The 15,162-nt window shown below is 41.4% G+C and carries 16 protein-coding genes; 5 read left to right on the top strand and 11 right to left on the bottom strand.

Annotated features, from left to right (window positions below; genetic code table 11):
• Positions 1-4: 4 nt before the first annotated feature.
• On the bottom strand, positions 5-2,377 hold the full coding sequence (locus tag COJ96_RS07700; protein ID WP_373561671.1) for a 3-hydroxyacyl-CoA dehydrogenase/enoyl-CoA hydratase family protein: 2,373 nt from the start codon (positions 2,375-2,377) through the stop codon (positions 5-7).
• Between the two features lie 219 nt (positions 2,378-2,596).
• On the opposite strand from COJ96_RS07700, the gene COJ96_RS07695 reads away from it, so the two are divergent.
• The 3 genes from COJ96_RS07695 (at position 2,597) to COJ96_RS07685 (ending at position 3,531) form a co-directional block, all read left to right on the top strand.
• Positions 2,597-2,728 carry a YuzL family protein gene (locus tag COJ96_RS07695; protein WP_098572409.1) on the top strand — a complete coding sequence of 44 codons (132 nt, stop codon included), beginning with the start codon at positions 2,597-2,599 and terminating at the stop codon, positions 2,726-2,728.
• Between the two features lie 102 nt (positions 2,729-2,830).
• Complete coding sequence (locus COJ96_RS07690) at positions 2,831-3,124, top strand: hypothetical protein (RefSeq protein ID WP_026567850.1); 294 nt, start codon at positions 2,831-2,833, stop codon at positions 3,122-3,124.
• Positions 3,125-3,195: 71 nt separating this feature from the next.
• A complete protein-coding gene (locus COJ96_RS07685) occupies positions 3,196-3,531 on the top strand; it encodes a spore coat protein (protein WP_098572364.1) in 336 nt (111 codons plus the stop codon).
• 45 nt (positions 3,532-3,576) lie between these two features.
• Here COJ96_RS07685 and COJ96_RS07680 read toward each other — a convergent pair whose 3' ends face one another.
• The 5 genes from COJ96_RS07680 to COJ96_RS07660 are packed head-to-tail and all read right to left on the bottom strand — an operon-like array spanning position 3,577 to position 7,451.
• Positions 3,577-3,828 carry a YusU family protein gene (locus COJ96_RS07680; RefSeq protein ID WP_098572363.1) on the bottom strand — a complete coding sequence of 84 codons (252 nt, stop codon included), beginning with the start codon at positions 3,826-3,828 and terminating at the stop codon, positions 3,577-3,579.
• The gene (locus tag COJ96_RS07675; protein ID WP_098572362.1) at positions 3,788-4,567 is read right to left on the bottom strand and encodes an IucA/IucC family C-terminal-domain containing protein; all 780 of its coding nucleotides are present in this window, start codon (positions 4,565-4,567) and stop codon (positions 3,788-3,790) included. The genes COJ96_RS07680 and COJ96_RS07675 overlap by 41 nt, the downstream gene beginning before the upstream one ends.
• Complete coding sequence (locus COJ96_RS07670) at positions 4,560-5,378, bottom strand: ABC transporter ATP-binding protein (protein ID WP_098572361.1); 819 nt, start codon at positions 5,376-5,378, stop codon at positions 4,560-4,562. The genes COJ96_RS07675 and COJ96_RS07670 overlap by 8 nt, the downstream gene beginning before the upstream one ends.
• Before the next feature lie 16 nt (positions 5,379-5,394).
• Complete coding sequence (locus COJ96_RS07665; protein WP_098572360.1) at positions 5,395-6,450, bottom strand: FecCD family ABC transporter permease; 1,056 nt, start codon at positions 6,448-6,450, stop codon at positions 5,395-5,397.
• Positions 6,447-7,451, bottom strand: coding sequence for a FecCD family ABC transporter permease (locus tag COJ96_RS07660; protein WP_098572359.1), 1,005 nt, complete (start codon positions 7,449-7,451; stop codon positions 6,447-6,449). Before COJ96_RS07660 ends, COJ96_RS07665 begins: the two co-directional genes overlap by 4 nt.
• A gap of 236 nt (positions 7,452-7,687) precedes the next feature.
• Here COJ96_RS07660 and COJ96_RS07655 point away from each other — a divergent pair, with 236 nt between their 5' ends.
• The gene (locus COJ96_RS07655) at positions 7,688-8,668 is read left to right on the top strand and encodes an ABC transporter substrate-binding protein (RefSeq protein ID WP_098572358.1); all 981 of its coding nucleotides are present in this window, start codon (positions 7,688-7,690) and stop codon (positions 8,666-8,668) included.
• A gap of 480 nt (positions 8,669-9,148) precedes the next feature.
• Here the strand turns inward: COJ96_RS07655 and COJ96_RS07645 are convergent, their stop codons facing one another.
• Together COJ96_RS07645 and COJ96_RS07640 are read right to left on the bottom strand one after the other, a co-directional pair.
• Complete coding sequence (locus tag COJ96_RS07645; protein WP_098572356.1) at positions 9,149-10,318, bottom strand: FtsW/RodA/SpoVE family cell cycle protein; 1,170 nt, start codon at positions 10,316-10,318, stop codon at positions 9,149-9,151.
• 105 nt (positions 10,319-10,423) lie between these two features.
• Entirely contained in the window at positions 10,424-11,188 is a 765-nt protein-coding gene (locus COJ96_RS07640) for a DUF4931 domain-containing protein (RefSeq protein WP_098572355.1), read from the bottom strand.
• A 205-nt stretch (positions 11,189-11,393) separates the two neighbouring features.
• On the opposite strand from COJ96_RS07640, the gene COJ96_RS07635 reads away from it, so the two are divergent.
• On the top strand, positions 11,394-12,176 hold the full coding sequence (locus tag COJ96_RS07635) for an undecaprenyl-diphosphate phosphatase (RefSeq protein ID WP_098572354.1): 783 nt from the start codon (positions 11,394-11,396) through the stop codon (positions 12,174-12,176).
• A gap of 36 nt (positions 12,177-12,212) precedes the next feature.
• On the opposite strand, the gene COJ96_RS07630 is transcribed toward COJ96_RS07635, so the two are convergent.
• The 3 genes from COJ96_RS07630 to COJ96_RS07620 form a co-directional block, all read right to left on the bottom strand.
• On the bottom strand, positions 12,213-12,875 hold the full coding sequence (locus tag COJ96_RS07630; protein ID WP_098572353.1) for an FMN-dependent NADH-azoreductase: 663 nt from the start codon (positions 12,873-12,875) through the stop codon (positions 12,213-12,215).
• A 188-nt stretch (positions 12,876-13,063) separates the two neighbouring features.
• The gene (locus COJ96_RS07625) at positions 13,064-14,437 is read right to left on the bottom strand and encodes a sensor histidine kinase (RefSeq protein ID WP_098572352.1); all 1,374 of its coding nucleotides are present in this window, start codon (positions 14,435-14,437) and stop codon (positions 13,064-13,066) included.
• Complete coding sequence (locus tag COJ96_RS07620; RefSeq protein WP_098572408.1) at positions 14,415-15,143, bottom strand: response regulator transcription factor; 729 nt, start codon at positions 15,141-15,143, stop codon at positions 14,415-14,417. Before COJ96_RS07620 ends, COJ96_RS07625 begins: the two co-directional genes overlap by 23 nt.
• Positions 15,144-15,162 lie beyond the last annotated feature (19 nt).

Raw genomic sequence — 15,162 nt, 5'->3', positions numbered from 1 at the left:
TGTTTTAATTTCTTAAAGGTTTACCTTTCACAAGCATATGCTGCATCCGCTGCTGCGATTTTGGCTCCGCAATGAGGCTTAAGAACGCTTGCCGTTCGAGATCCAATAAATATTGCTCATCTACTTCTGTACCAAACGGCACCCTGCCGCCAGCAATTACATAGGCAATTTTCTTAGCAATTTTCAGATCATGCTCTGAAATATACCCAGATAGGCGCATTGCTTCAGCACCAAGTAACAAGGTCGCATAACCTGTTTCACCGACAACCGGAACTTTACGGCGAACTTTTGCTTTATAGCCTTTTTCGTGTAGGGCAAGGACTGCCTGCTTTGCATCATAGAGCAGATGGTCACTATTGAAACTGATTCCATCCGAATTACTTAAGAAATTATTTTCACGGGCTTCTTCCGCAGATGTAGAAACTTTTGCAGTGGCAATCGTTTCAAACACTTTATTGGCGATCGTTTGCAGGTCAAACGGAACCCCGTTTGGCAGGTTCTCTAAGTGCTTCATATATAGCTCTTTGTTTCCGCCGCCGCCTGGAAGTAAACCAACGCCCACTTCAACTAGACCCATATACGTTTCAGCTGAAGCTTGAATATGGGCTGCTGGCAAACAAACCTCTGCCCCGCCTCCGAGTGTCATACCAAATGGGGCTGCGACCACTGGCTTAGAACTGTACTTAACTTTCAGCAAGGCACTGTGGAGGTGACGGACAATCAGATCGAGTTCATAAATATTGTCATCCTGTACTTCCATGAGCATCATCGCCAAATTGGCACCCACACAGAAGTTCTTCCCTTGGTTCCCGATGACAAGACCCTTATAGTTCTTCTCCACTTCCTCGACGGCATAGTTAATCATTTGTACGATATCAAGACCAATCGCATTGTTAGGTGAATGGAACTCTAACAGCGCGACCCCATCACCGATATCAATCAAACTTGCTCCGCTATTCTTTTTAATGACCCCCTTTTGCTTCTTGATCTTCTCAAGATCAAGGGCCTTCGGGTTGAATTCCACTAATCGATATTGACCGTTATCATAGTAGAACTTTTCACCATTTTCTTCTAAATAGAAAGATGAATGTCCTTTTTCCAGCATTTCTGTGACCCATGCTGGGATTTCAATGCCGGCTTCCTTCATTTTCGCAACTGACTTTTCAACTCCGATTGCATCCCATGTTTCAAACGGGCCTGTTTCCCAGCCAAAGCCCCATTTCATCGCTCGGTCGATGGAAACAATATCATCAGCAATCTCGCCTAATAGCTGTGCGGAATATATAAGTGACTGTGCCAGCGTATTCCATAAGAATTGTCCGGCCTGGTCATTTGCGTATACAAGCGCTTTCATTTTATTGGCAGTGCCTTTTTCCTGCTTCGCCAATTCAACTGCAGGTGTGGACAGCTTTTTACGCGGTCCATATTCTAATGTATTTGGATCAAGCTCAAGTATTTCTTTGCCTTTTTTCAAAAAGAAGCCTTGACCTGATTTGCTGCCAAGCCAGCCTTTTTCCACCATCGCTTTCAAAAAGGCAGGGATTTCGAATACTTCCTTTTCTTTGCCTTCGACTTTTTCATAAACGTTATTAGCGACATGATAGAAAGTATCTAAGCCTACTACATCAAGTGTCCGGAAGGTAGCACTTTTTGCGCGGCCAATCAGTGGTCCGGTGATTGAATCGACTTCGCCGACACTAAGGCCCGCCTTCAACATTTCCTGAACAGTTACGAGAAGTCCGTAAGTTCCAATCCGGTTCGCAATAAAGTTTGGTGTATCCTTTGCAACCACCACACCTTTTCCTAAAACATCTTCACCAAAAGTTTTCATGAATGAAAGGACTTCTGGAGACGTATATTGAGTAGGAATCACTTCAAGCAATTTCAAATAGCGCGGCGGGTTAAAAAAGTGGGTACCAAGGAAATGCTTTTGGAAATCTTCGGAACGGCCCTCGACCATTGCTTCTACTGAAATTCCTGAGGTATTCGAGCTAATAATACTGCCTGGTTTCCGGTATTGATCAACTTTTTCAAATACCTGTTTCTTGACGTTAAGGTTTTCAACGACCACTTCAATGACCCAGTCAACGTCCTTCAGTTTAAATAGATCATCTTCAAGATTGCCCGCTTCAATTAAGGCTATATTCTTTTTCACTGCCAGTGGGGCAGGCTTTTGTTTCAATAATTTTTGGATGGAAGTTGCACTTATTCGATTACGCACTTGTTTATCTTTTAGTGTCAGTCCTTTTGCTTCTTCTGCTTTGGTAAGTTCACGTGGCACAATATCTAATAATAGTGTTGGGATGCCGATATTCGCGAGATGAGCAGCAATTCCCGACCCCATCACACCAGATCCTATGACAGCTGCTTTTTTCATTACATGGTTCAACATTGTCTCCCCCTTCAAATCTTGAATGAATACTCATTCATTTTTTAGTCAAAAAAAATTCACATTTGAATGAGTCTTGTTACTACTTACTATAGAATATTTCGAAAATTTGTGCAATCATTAAAAGCGGAAATTTGGATTTTTTTTGAAAAAAATTTTTTTAAATATTTTCAACTAAAAGGGCAACCTATTTCTGAGGTGATAACGATGGCAAAAATGAAAAAAGACCCTTCCAAAGCTGGAGTAAGTGCGGCAAGTGTGAAGGGCAATGGCGGGCCAGGCAATGAAGAGGCTCATCTTGATAAAAAAAACAGCCAGAATAATCAATATAAGCGCTAAGGAAAGCAGGCTGATTGTTTCAGCCTGTTTCTCTTTTTGCATAAATGTGTCCGTTTGAGAGACCATATAGGCGTAAAGATTATATGAATTAGGAGGGTTATTATGCAGCAACAAAATATGAATATGCCCAATATGAATATGCAAAATCAACAAGCAACCATGCAACAGCCTCCCGGAGTCGTGTCAACAAAGGATGCTCTTTATTTAACCGATATGATGTCTTGGAACTTATTATCCGCGAAGAAAGCTCACTTTTTTGCCGGTCAGTGTCAGGACCCTGAAATTAAAGCGGAAGCAGAAAAAGTAGCCCAAATGCACCAGCGCCACTATCAACAGATTCTAGGCCACTTAGGCCAGCATGCCAGCCAGCAGCAACCATTAAATAATATGCAATAAAGAAAAGCGGAAGCGACCGTTTAGCGGCGTATGGCCTGGAGCTAGACCATTTATAAGGAGGTAAGTTTATAATGAACCAACAACAGAAGATTCAAAACCCTGAAACTCAAGTACCAAAGACCCCGCAAATGAATGACCGTGATTTTATTAATGATTTACTTGCAACAGAAAAATATATGACTACTTCGTACAGCATGGCTCTGCATGAAGCAAGCCACGAAGGCTTGTATCAGGACATTATGAAAATTTTCTCTGAAACACAAAACTGTCAGCGTGAACTTTATAATCTCATGTTTAAAAAAGGCTGGTACGCGATCGAAGCAGCGGACCAGCAAAAACTTCAGCAATCCTATCAGCAATTTCAAGGATATACGAACCAGCTTCCAACTGGCGGTACCCTTCAATAACAGCAAAAACCGGAGGCATCAACGGCTTCCGGTTTTTGTATGTATTTATTTTTGAGAAGAGGAGCGATGCTGTTCATTCATGACTTTAATTTCATTGATGATCTGCTTCATTTCTTCTTTCGCATCCGGGTAAAGGCCATTCCAATGCTTAGCCAAAGCTGGCATCGACTTGGCGATATGGGTGTACAACGCCCACATCTTCACCTTCTCCTTTGTTTCCTCCGTGGATTCCCCCACCATTAGTTCACTATACTTTTCAAGCAAAGCTTCGAACTGCCTCACAAATGTTTTCTCCATCATGACACCTTCTGTCCTTAATCATTTGGGTACATGGGCAAGTTTTGCAGCGCTTACCTGCTGGCAGTTGGTAGGTTAAACAACATGTCTTTCTTACTCTTACCTCTGTATCCCATTCTTCCAAATACGTCTTTTCAGCAAAGTACTTTGGGAGTGGATTTAGGTTATATCTACCAAACAATTTCCCTTCCGCTTCAGAAATTAAGTAACGGAAATCCTCAGCAGCCTGATGATCATCTTTTAGCTCGGTTTCATAGAGCCAAAATAAGTAGACTGCAATATTTTCCCACAGGATTAACTTTGATATTCCGACGGTTTTTTCCAATTGAGAGATAAGTCGATAAATATTATTCGCAAACAAATCTCTCAAAACTCTTGAACGCCATTCCGTGCGGTTGTTTCCATCCCAGTCCTGTAGGTCCGCATCCTTTAATGAAATCCCCGGCAGCCAATCTTTCCCCTGTACAGCTGCTTCCATTTTTATATTATCCAACGATACATTGAGCTTTTTATTTAAAGCCGTCATTGAATATAAGGTCATCACGGCCAAAAAGGCATAGCGCTTGATAAAAATGGAAGCAGCTATTTTTTCAGAAGGGGCTCCAATCGTAACGGATAAATTTTTCAAAAAATCTTTGAGGTACGTTTCATCTAAGAGATCAGCCACATTGAAAGTGTCCTGTAAGTTTGGATTGAATCGGTATTTTTCCAATTGATTAACCGTGAGTAATTTATCCATTGACCGCTACCGCCTTATCGAGGATACATCTGCCCTTTCCATAAGGAATACAGAGCGGAGTCCCAAATAATGGATCCACCGTTACCTCACAGTCCATACCAAACACATTTTTAACAAGGCTGCGGTTGATAACGTATTCTGGTTTCCCTTGGTCATAAACCTTCTGATCTTTGATGGCAACCACGTTATGTGCATAACGGCAAGCTAGATTAAGATCATGAAGAACCATAACAACCGTCCGTTTTTTCGTTTCATTTAGTTCAAACAGCAAATCGAGGATTTCGATTTGGTGGGTCATATCCAGGTATGTTGTTGGTTCGTCAAGGAGGATAATATCCGTATCTTGAGCCAGCGTCATCGCAATCCAAGCACGCTGTCTTTGCCCGCCTGAAAGTGAATCAACGGTTCTTTCTTTTAAGTCCTCTAATCGTGTAGCCTTTAGCGCATCATGCACCTTTTTCTCATCTTCCTCGGACCATTGCTTTAACCAGGTTTGGTGTGGATAGCGCCCTTGTTTAACGAGTTGAAGGACTGTTAATCCTTCCGGGGCTGATGGCGACTGTGGGAGTATCGCCATTTTTTTAGCAATGTCCTTCGTAGACAATTTGGCAATCGCTTTTCCTTCAAGCAGAACCGCACCAGACTTTGGCTTTAAGAGACGAGCGATTGAACGAAGCAGGGTTGATTTTCCACAGCCATTACCGCCAATAAACACGGTAATTTCACCCTTAGGAATCTTCAAATCTAATTCATTAATAATGAGTGTATCCCCATAAGAAAGTGATAAATTCTTCGTTTCAATCGCATTCATCATCTGACAGCTCCTTTTATGAATTTCTAGTTTTAAATAGCAGGTAAATAAAGTATGGTGCACCGATCCCAGCAGTGAACACACCCGCTGGCACTTCTAATGGAGAAAATAGGGTTCTGCCAATTAAATCAGCGACCATGACCAGAATGCCGCCAATTAATGCACTCGCAGGAAGCAATGCTCCAAATGAGGAACCAACTAATCTTCTCGCCATATGCGGGGCCATTAAGCCGACAAAGCCAATCCCGCCGGCAAAGGCAACGGAACCACCAATTAAAGCGGTACTAATCATTAATAAGAGAAACCGATGTTTTTGCACCTTGCCGCCTAAACCAGTTGCCACTTCATCACCGAGTTCTTGGATATTAATGGTTCGGGCCAATGCCAAGGCAATAATCACAAAGATTACCGTCCATGGGACAAGAATCGTAACATTTTTCCAATTGGAGCCGTATACGGTTCCAGTAATCCAAATATTCGCTTGACTCGCTTGATAAATCGGGCCCATGACCATTGTTAAGGTGGTGATTGCCTGCGTTAAAGCGGAAATCCCAATCCCAATCAACACGAGCCTGATTGGTGACACCCCATTTTTCCAAGCAAGGAAATACACTAAAAAACCTACCACGGTTGCCCCGATAAAAGCAGCTAAGGGCAGCCAAGCAATACTGACGGTTAAGGAATGATTTTTATCACTAAACATTGCTAAAAAACTGACCACGGCGGCTGCTGCCCCACCGGTAATCCCTAATACATCTGGAGAAGCAAGTGGATTGCGAATCATCCCTTGTAAGATGCCGCCTGCAACCGCTAAAGAGATTCCAACCATTAAAGCAACAATAATTCTAGGGAGGCGAAAGGATGTAATAATGAGCTTTTCCATCTCAGGACCGCCGCCGAATAATACACTTACAACAGTAAGCGGGTTAATTCTCATTTCACCGCTTCCCGTGCTTACCGCAAAAACAAGGAAAGTAATGATGAGAAGAATGCTGAACGTTACGGTTGCTTTTTGATCCATTAAAAAGGACAATTTTCCATTTAGGATGCGAAAATTTTTATATTTACTCATCGTCCATTGAACCCCCTTCTTGCGATGTAAATAAAAAATGGAGTTCCGATGATAGCTGTCATAACACCAACAGGCACCTCAGACGGCATGAACATGTATCTGGCGGCAATATCAGCAGCGATTAAGAGGATCGCCCCTAACACACCTGAAAATGGGATGACCCAACGATGATCGATTCCTACAATCGATCGGGTAATGTGGGGAACCACAATTCCAACAAAACCAATTGGACCAGCGACAGCGACAGATCCGCCTGCTAATAAAATCACAATCACGCCAATCGCGATTTTGAGAAGTCCGGTGTTTAAACCAAGCCCCTTGGCCACATCTTCCCCCATGGACAAGATATTCATTTTTCCAGCAATTAACACGGCACCCATCCAGCCTATTCCAATATAAGGTAAAACAGAAACAAGTGTCTCTAATTTTCTCCCCTGGACAGAGCCAGCCAGCCAAAATAATACCTGATCAAGCATGACTTCATCTAACACTAGTAATCCTTGTGTAAATGAGGCAAACATCGCTGACATCGCAGCCCCTGCTAATGTAAGTTTCATTGGTGTTAGACCTTCACGGCCAGCTGAACCAATGGTATAAACACATATGGCTGCAAAGGCAGCTCCGATAAAAGCAAGAACACTAAAAGCTTGTAAACTATTGACGGAAAACACTGTCATCGCAACGACAACCGCAAACCCTCCGCCTGCATTGATCCCAAATATTCCAGGGGATGCCAGTGGATTCTTGGTTAAAGTTTGCATCAGGACACCGGCAATGGCCAAGCTAGCCCCGACCGCGGAAGCGATTAACGCTCTCGGCAGCCTTACGGTTTGAATAATGATATGTTCATTGGATCCGTTATTATTGGTAAAAGCATCAACTGCTGTTTGCCAACTGGTATCGGTGTACCCAAAAACGATACTGGCACACATGACTGCCACCAACACGACGACGGCAATCAGCAATCCAATCCATTTTAATGCAGTACTTTTTAAGAGCATCTCTGGTAACCTTTCTACCTTATTATTTATTTTAAGTCTATCTCCAATTGATAATGATTGTCAATGACTTTGAAAATCATTTTCATTTAAAAAATCCATGTGTTCACAAAAAAAGTTAGTGATTTTGAAAATCATTTTCAATTAAAACGTTGACATAATGGTACTTCTCATTTTATGATTAAGTTGTCATTGAAAATGATTATCATTAACAATTAGCTAAGGGGGATACATAAACAATGAAGGCAATCAAGACCATACTTACTCTTTTCTCTGTCATGACCCTACTCTTATTAGCGGCATGCGGCAGCAATGAGGAAAAAACGAGTGACGAAACGAAAACTACTGCAGAAAAATCATATACAGTAGAGCATGCAATGGGATCGACTACCATAAAAGGTACTCCGAAAAAAGTCGTTATTCTTACCAATGAAGGAACAGAAGCGCTGCTTGCTTTAGGTGTAAAGCCTGTTGGTGCTGTTCAGTCTTGGCTTGGAGATCCATGGTACGATCATATTAAAAACGAAATGGACGGCGTTGAGGTTGTTGGGGTTGAAAGTGAAGTGAACGTAGAGAAGGTTGCTTCATTGAAACCTGATTTAATTATCGGTAACAAGCTGCGTCATGAAAAGATCTATGACCAGTTGAGCGCTATTGCACCGACAGTTTTTTCCGAAACACTTAGAGGTGATTGGCAAGATAACTTTAAATTATACGCAAAAGCTTTGAACCTTGAAGAAAAGGGTAACCAAGTTTTAAGTGATTTTGATAAACACATTGCGGATTTAAAAGGTAAGCTCGGTGATCAAGTGAATCAACAAGTTTCAGTTGTGCGCTTTATGGCTGGAAAATCCCGAATTTACTACACAGATTCTTTTTCAGGTGTGATTTTTGATAAATTAGGCTTTAAACGTGCTGCCCAGCAGGAAGCACTATTTACTCCAGATAATAAGCTAGGTTTACTGGCTGTAGAGGTTGGCAAAGAAGTTATTCCTAAAATGGATGGAGACCTTCTCTTCTACTTCACTTATGCGCCACAAGGAGACCAAGCAGCTTTAGATACGGCGAAAGAATGGACAAATGATCCACTATGGAAAAATTTAAATGCAGTGAAGAGCGGTCATGTGTATGAAGTTAGCGACGCAACCTGGAACACTGCCGGCGGCGTTCTAGCAGCCAATATTATGCTCGATGACCTTGAGAAAATCTTAGTTAAGTAATTTTTATAAAAAACCTCCCTGTTTTTTATAGTAGAAAAGAGCGCGGCTTGCCATGGCCCCGCTCTTTTTGTTTTGTTTTTTTGATTTGGGTTGCTGGGGGGGATTTCGCCGAATTTATTGGTTATTTCGCCGAACTGGGTGGGGATTTCGCCGATGTTCTGGTTTATTTCGCCGAACTGGACTGGAATCTCGCCAACTCACCAATTTATTTCGCCAAACCTGATTTGGAACCATTCAAATTCTGTTCAAGATCACTATACTAGGTGGGATTTCGCTGACTTTCTGTTTTTTTACACTGAACTGGGTTGGGATTTCGCCGATGTTCTGATTTATTTCGCCAAACTGGACTGGAATCTCGCCAACTCTCTGACTTATTTCGCCAAACGAAACCACAATTTCGCCGAAACCCCGATTTATTCCGCCAACCACCATTTCAAGCACAAAAAAAGAGCAGCAATACGCCGCTCTTTTCCCAAACTTCTATGCAGATGTTGAAAACATGTATTTTTTATAATGATAACGAATCGAAAAGATTAAGCCGAGCCCTAACATGTTCCCCATCAACGCACTACCACCGTAGCTGATAAACGGTAACGGGATACCTGTAATCGGCAGCACGCCAATCGTCATCCCGATATTCTGGAAGACGTGGAAGGTAATCATGCTTATGACCCCGACACAAATATACGTATAAAAATTATTCTTTGTTTCCATTCCGACCTTGGTTATATGATAAACCAATAAGAAGAACAAACTGATCAAAACACTTGCGCCAATAAACCCATATTCCTCGCCGACGACACTGAAAATAAAGTCGGTTTGGCTTTCTGGTAAATAGACTTCGCGGTTTCCAAAGCCTTTACCACCCGTCTGCCCTGAGCCAATTGCTAGCAGGGATTTGGTCAATTGATAGGCGTCCGATCCTTGGTAGCTATAGGGATCAAGCCAGGAGTAAATCCTTCGAAGTTGGTATTCGCCTACCCCAAGGTATTTTTCAAGTAAATCCGGTTTCCATAGAACAAAATAAAAAATCGTCCCGATAAGTGCAATCCCGGCTGAAAATAGTGGAGCAAGCAGCTTCCACGAAATCCCTGAAATAAAGATCATTCCGAGCATGATTGCTAGAAACACAAGCGCTGTCCCTAAGTCCTGCTTGATAATAAGTCCTAATGGGACCATGGTGACAATCCCTATCTTCACTAACAGCCAGAAATCAGTTTGCATCGTTTTTATCTGGTTCTTTTGGTGATGATCCTCAATTACGCGTGCAAGACCCAGAATAATAAAGATTTTTACAAACTCGGATGGCTGGATAGTTCCCACTCCAGGTATTTTAAACCAGTTTTTCGCCCCATTTATGACAGGGGCAATACTCTCCGGCGCTACAATTAAAAATCCAAGCATCAGAAGTCCAAACCCATATGCATACCAGGTCAGCTTTCGTAATTGGTCCGAATCAAGGGTCATCACACCGGTGATAATCCCACTGCCCACCGCATACCAAAAGATTTGCTTGATTAAGAAATTCTCCTTGTACTGCCCGCTCGCCTGGGCACTATAAATCGCTAAACAGCTTGCAAGAAAAAGTAATATTAAGATAAAAACAAGATTATAATCCAGTTTTGAAGTTTTATTCGTGTTTGAAGTCATATAGGTTCCACCTTACTAAGAAATACTACATTCCTTCATTATATTTTTAATAACACCAAATCACAACTTCTAAACTATGAATGGATTAAATTACATAAGAAAGTCCTATTCTTTAAAATAAATCCGCTGCAGCTCCCTTGCCATCCATTCAAGATTACTTGGCACCTGAGGAATTCCATAGCCAATATAAAGCGGGGTGGTCACAAAGCGAGATACCACCTTGGCATAGATTTTATTTTCGATATGATGAAAAAACAGATTATAGCTCGTGGCTTTAAATGGAAAGTTGTTCAGGATATAATGAACCGCCGTTTGCAGGTAATCAGAAAACCTCTCCTGGTAGCCGGAATCATCCATTTCAATATTAAATTCGTAAAAGCCCACGCGCGGTTTAGTTGACAAGGTAAAACGGACCCCTTCCTCCTCGGCGATGACAATTCCTTCAAACATGTCATGGGTTACCTTTTCTTTATAATCAATCTCATCGAGTCCGATAATTTGCATATGAGGATGGGAGAGCGTTCCTCCTGACAATGGTCCATGATTTTTGAAAAAAATCACCGATTGATAGCGGCCAGTTGCCTCCATTTCTAACCAATGTTTGATTCCAAACCTCATCAATTTATGTAAATGCTCTTTTGAGTAGGTGGATAATTCACCATGACAATCATCTGTTTCAATTAATACCGTTTGAAAGGTATGTTCTAATACGGGATATTTATTTTTCAAAAGAATAATCGGTTCGTCTACAGCGATGAAGTTGGTCAGTTGATCTCTTTCGCAAAATGGACAGGCCTGGTCTTTGTTTCGAATATTCTCAGGTTTTTGAACACCAATCGACGTATTAAAATGTAGATGCGAATTTTCCAAATGCGTTTCTCCTCTCGAACGAGTATACTTCTATTTTATGGGAGAACGCCTTCTAATTGCACTTATTTTGATTAATCTACCAATATTTTCATTGACCTAATTGGTAATTAAATCCTAAAATAGAGGAGAATTTCATGAAATAGGTAATGTTAGCATATCTATAAACGGTACAGGCTTATCATTTCTTTAGATTGTGAGGGTATTTATGTTAACAAAATTAGAAGCATTCATTCTTGGAATCATTCAAGGGTTAACAGAATTCTTACCGATTAGCAGTACTGGACATCTTTATTTAGGAAGAAATTTATTCGGACTTCAGGAAGCTGGGCTCATGCTTGATACCATGCTTCATGTCGGAACATTGCTTGCTGTATTTGTTTTTTATAAGGCGGAATTTATTAAAATCATTAAAAATCCGTTTAGCAAGTTAACCTTTTTATTGATCGTTGGGACAATCCCAGCGGTAATCTTTGGACTTGCGTTTAAAGATTACATCGACGAAATTTCGAAAACCGGGGTGACGATTGGCTGGGAGTTTTTAATTACAGGTATTTTCTTGTGGCTGGCTGATTCCGTGAAAAATGGATATAAAAAAATGGATGATATTAGTTATAAGGATGCCCTTATCATCGGTACTTTTCAGGCCGTCGCAATTATGCCAGCGATCTCTCGCTCAGGGATGACAATCGTTGCGGCACTTTGGCGAAAATTAGATCGTGAAACGGCTGCGTATTTTTCCTTCTTATTATCCACTCCTGCGATTGTAGGTGCGATTGTCTTGCAAACGAAGGATTTACTTGAGGGTCAAGGGGAAGAAATATCCCTATCGGCATTGCTCGTTGGGATTGCCGCCTCTGCCGTGTTTGGATATGTTGCGGTTAAGTGGATGATTGGCTATTTGAAGAATCACTCATTAAAACCATTTGCCATTTATGTTTGGGCATTAGGGGTACTTGTACTATTTTTCCAATTTACAGGTAAATTTTAAAAAAAAGCGGCTCGATCCACTCGAGTCGCTCTATTTTTACAATGAAACAGGCAATTTCGCCATTTCTCTGGCGGCAACTGCTGCTTGTTCTTTTGCTTTTGCCATAATTTCAGGAATTTGTTTTGGAAAATGATCCATTCCTTCTGCAAATATGGTTTCCATTAAATCGAAACCTAGGAATTCAAGGGCTTTGCTCAAATACCGATCGCCCATTTCAAAATCGGCCATTTTTCCTATCGAATAAATTCCTCCACGCGTTTGAATGTGAATCGCCTTTCTTCCAGTAAGGAGACCTTCCGCCCCATGTTCCGAGTAAGTAAAAGTTTTCCCGGCAATAAATAAACAATCCATGAAGGATTTCAAAATGGCTGGTGCTCCAAGGTTCCAGATTGGGGTGACGAACACATAGTAATCTGCATCGATAAACCGGTCAGCAAGGGTATGCATTTTTTCAAGTTTGGTCCGCTCCTCCTCGGAAAGCTGCTCTTTTGTATAGCCCATAAAGGATAATTTGGCACGTGCGTATAATAAATCCATGTCAATCTCAGGGATATCCATGCTATATAAGTGCATAGGTTCAATGTCTACATCTGGCTGTTCCTTTTTAAATTCCTCTAAAAAGACTTCCCCAATTTGCATCCCTTTTGAAAGTTTTATATCATTCTTTGGATTTGCGGTAATATATAGAAGCTTTGACATATAGATCCCCTTTCCTTACCTCACAATATTTTCTTCTGTTTCTATAGTACAATAAACTTCTTTGCTCACGAATGAACAATCCGTGAAAATTATGAACTTAATGTGAAAACTTCATTCTTAGGTGTTTCTACAAAAATTGAGAATCCACAAAAATGCCCCTGCACACGGCGGCGCCTAATAATTTTGAGCTAATCTTCCTGTGGAAACCACAAAGTAATGCTCGTTCCTTTATTCAGCCTGCTTTTTACCTTAATGACTCCTTTATGCGCATCCATTAAAGCTTTGACGATTGAGAGCCCGATTCCTACTCCCCCGGTTTTCCGATCACGCGATTTATCCCCGCGATAGAAACGTTCGAAGATATGCGGAATATCATCCTCTGCCATTCCTGAGCCTTCATCCTGGATGTTGAATCCGACGAAGCCATCCATTTCCGTTTTTACTGAAAGGGTGACATTTTTTCCTGCCGGTGTATACTTTAGGGCATTATTTAGGATGTTAGATAAGATTTGCATTAAGCGATCTTTGTCTGCTTCAAATAATTCATCCTCGGCAGGTTCGATAATCTGAAGATGAACGTCCTTTTCTTTAAACAAGGGCAAGAACATCTCATATAAAGCGGCCAGTACACTGCCTGCATCTAGTTGAATTTTCTCCAGTCTCATCTGCGGATTTTCGGCTGCAAGCAGTTTTTCTAATTCATTCACCAGCCTAACTAAGCGCATCAACTCTTCATGTGTGGTCTGCAACCGCTGCGGTGTCGGCTCCCAAATCCCATCCTGAAAGGCCTCGATTTGACTTCTCAAGGTCGCAAGAGGTGTCCGGAGTTCATGAGCCAAATCACCGGTAAAATGCTTTCTTAGGTTTTCTTCCTTTGCTAATGACACCGCCAGATTATTAAAGGAGATCGCAATATCCTTTACCTCGGTTGGCAATCCCGATAATGGAATCCGAATCTCAAGATTATGATTCTGCAGTTCATTTGCCGCAAACGATAGCTTTTGTAACCCTGAGGTGAGCTTTTTTGAAAACAGCATACTAAAAATAATCGCTAGTACAATCGTCAAACAAACGGCTGCATAAATGTATAATTGAATCGTTTGGATAAACGTATTTTCATCATCAATTAAACCCTTCGGATAGATGGCGACAAGTTTTCCAATGACCTGATTATCTACCCTCAGTGTATAGGTCTTGGAATGCCACTCTTCTCCATTTGGAGCAGGTTCGGTTAACCCGAAGCTGTTAAGCATGCCTCGGATGTTGGAAGAATCCATTTGTAATTGACCTAACCGGTCATAAAGTTGGAAATACAGCTGCTCAGTCATAGCATGCTCGTGCAAGAGGCCAAATACCGGATCACTTGTAAAGTGGCCATTTTTTTTATAATCCTTTTCAACTTCCGTAATAATTCGATCAATCTTTTTTTCCCGATTTCGATCCAAGTAGTTGTTAAAACTCTCTTCAAATCCATATTGGATAAAAAAACTCACAATGATGATCGCAATCATCGAGATGAGCAGTAGATAAAAAAGTATCTTAGACCGGAGCGTTTGCAGCATCTAATACCCCTCCAAATTTATAGCCCATACCGAAAACCGTTACGATAAAATCTGGCTGTCGTGAATCCCGTTCGATTTTCTTCCGGAGGTTTTTGATATGGGTATCGACACTGCGTTCATAGCCTTCATAATACATGCCTTCATCCTGTATTTTTTCAAGCAAATCCATCCGGCTGTACACCCGGCCTGGATTTACCGCCATATTGGTTAATAGCTTGTATTCAATTGGTGTTAAAGTAATCAAGTCTCCGTTTGCGGACACTTCTTTTTTCATTAAGTCGATGACCAGCCTTTTGCGATTGAATTCAAGTCGTTCCACTTTCTCTGTCTTTTTTACACGTCTTAAAATCGCTTGCACGCGGACGACGACTTCGCGCGGGCTAAACGGTTTGGTTAAATAATCATCTGCCCCCATCACAATTCCGTTTATCCGGTCATCTTCAGCTGACTTGGCCGTCAACATGAGAATAGGTACATCCGATTCTTTTCGCACGAGACGGCAGACTTCTTCACCAGAAATGTCTGGAAGCATTAAATCTAGTATAATTAAGTCGGGGGTTACTGTTTTTACTTTTTTCAACGCATCTATTCCATTATCGGCGCTATGAATTTCATAGCCTTCTCTTACTAAATAGGCTTCAAGAACTTCTATGATTCTACGTTCATCGTCTACTAATAATATTTTCACTTCTATCACTCCCCACATATTAAATATATCATTTAGC

The organism is Bacillus sp. AFS073361, assembly GCF_002567005.1.
Taxonomy (GTDB): Bacteria; Bacillota; Bacilli; order Bacillales; family Cytobacillaceae; genus Neobacillus.
This window is presented reverse-complemented; position numbering and strand designations above follow the sequence as displayed.

Excerpts from the sequence above, each read along its gene's own strand:
- COJ96_RS07685 (WP_098572364.1), top strand. The coding sequence starts at position 3,196 with ATGAACCAACAACAGAAGATTCAAAACCCTGAAACTCAAGTACCAAAG.
- COJ96_RS07700 (WP_373561671.1), bottom strand. The coding sequence starts at position 2,377 with ATGAAAAAAGCAGCTGTCATAGGATCTGGTGTGATGGGGTCGGGAATT.
- COJ96_RS07635 (WP_098572354.1), top strand. The coding sequence starts at position 11,394 with ATGTTAACAAAATTAGAAGCATTCATTCTTGGAATCATTCAAGGGTTA.
- COJ96_RS07670 (WP_098572361.1), bottom strand. The coding sequence starts at position 5,378 with ATGAATGCGATTGAAACGAAGAATTTATCACTTTCTTATGGGGATACA.
- COJ96_RS07620 (WP_098572408.1), bottom strand. The coding sequence starts at position 15,143 with ATGTGGGGAGTGATAGAAGTGAAAATATTATTAGTAGACGATGAACGT.
- COJ96_RS07625 (WP_098572352.1), bottom strand. The coding sequence starts at position 14,437 with ATGCTGCAAACGCTCCGGTCTAAGATACTTTTTTATCTACTGCTCATC.
- COJ96_RS07695 (WP_098572409.1), top strand. The coding sequence starts at position 2,597 with ATGGCAAAAATGAAAAAAGACCCTTCCAAAGCTGGAGTAAGTGCGGCA.
- COJ96_RS07690 (WP_026567850.1), top strand. The coding sequence starts at position 2,831 with ATGCAGCAACAAAATATGAATATGCCCAATATGAATATGCAAAATCAA.
- COJ96_RS07660 (WP_098572359.1), bottom strand. The coding sequence starts at position 7,451 with ATGCTCTTAAAAAGTACTGCATTAAAATGGATTGGATTGCTGATTGCC.
- COJ96_RS07630 (WP_098572353.1), bottom strand. The coding sequence starts at position 12,875 with ATGTCAAAGCTTCTATATATTACCGCAAATCCAAAGAATGATATAAAA.
- COJ96_RS07655 (WP_098572358.1), top strand. The coding sequence starts at position 7,688 with ATGAAGGCAATCAAGACCATACTTACTCTTTTCTCTGTCATGACCCTA.
- COJ96_RS07675 (WP_098572362.1), bottom strand. The coding sequence starts at position 4,567 with ATGGATAAATTACTCACGGTTAATCAATTGGAAAAATACCGATTCAAT.
- COJ96_RS07665 (WP_098572360.1), bottom strand. The coding sequence starts at position 6,450 with ATGAGTAAATATAAAAATTTTCGCATCCTAAATGGAAAATTGTCCTTT.
- COJ96_RS07645 (WP_098572356.1), bottom strand. The coding sequence starts at position 10,318 with ATGACTTCAAACACGAATAAAACTTCAAAACTGGATTATAATCTTGTT.
- COJ96_RS07680 (WP_098572363.1), bottom strand. The coding sequence starts at position 3,828 with ATGGAGAAAACATTTGTGAGGCAGTTCGAAGCTTTGCTTGAAAAGTAT.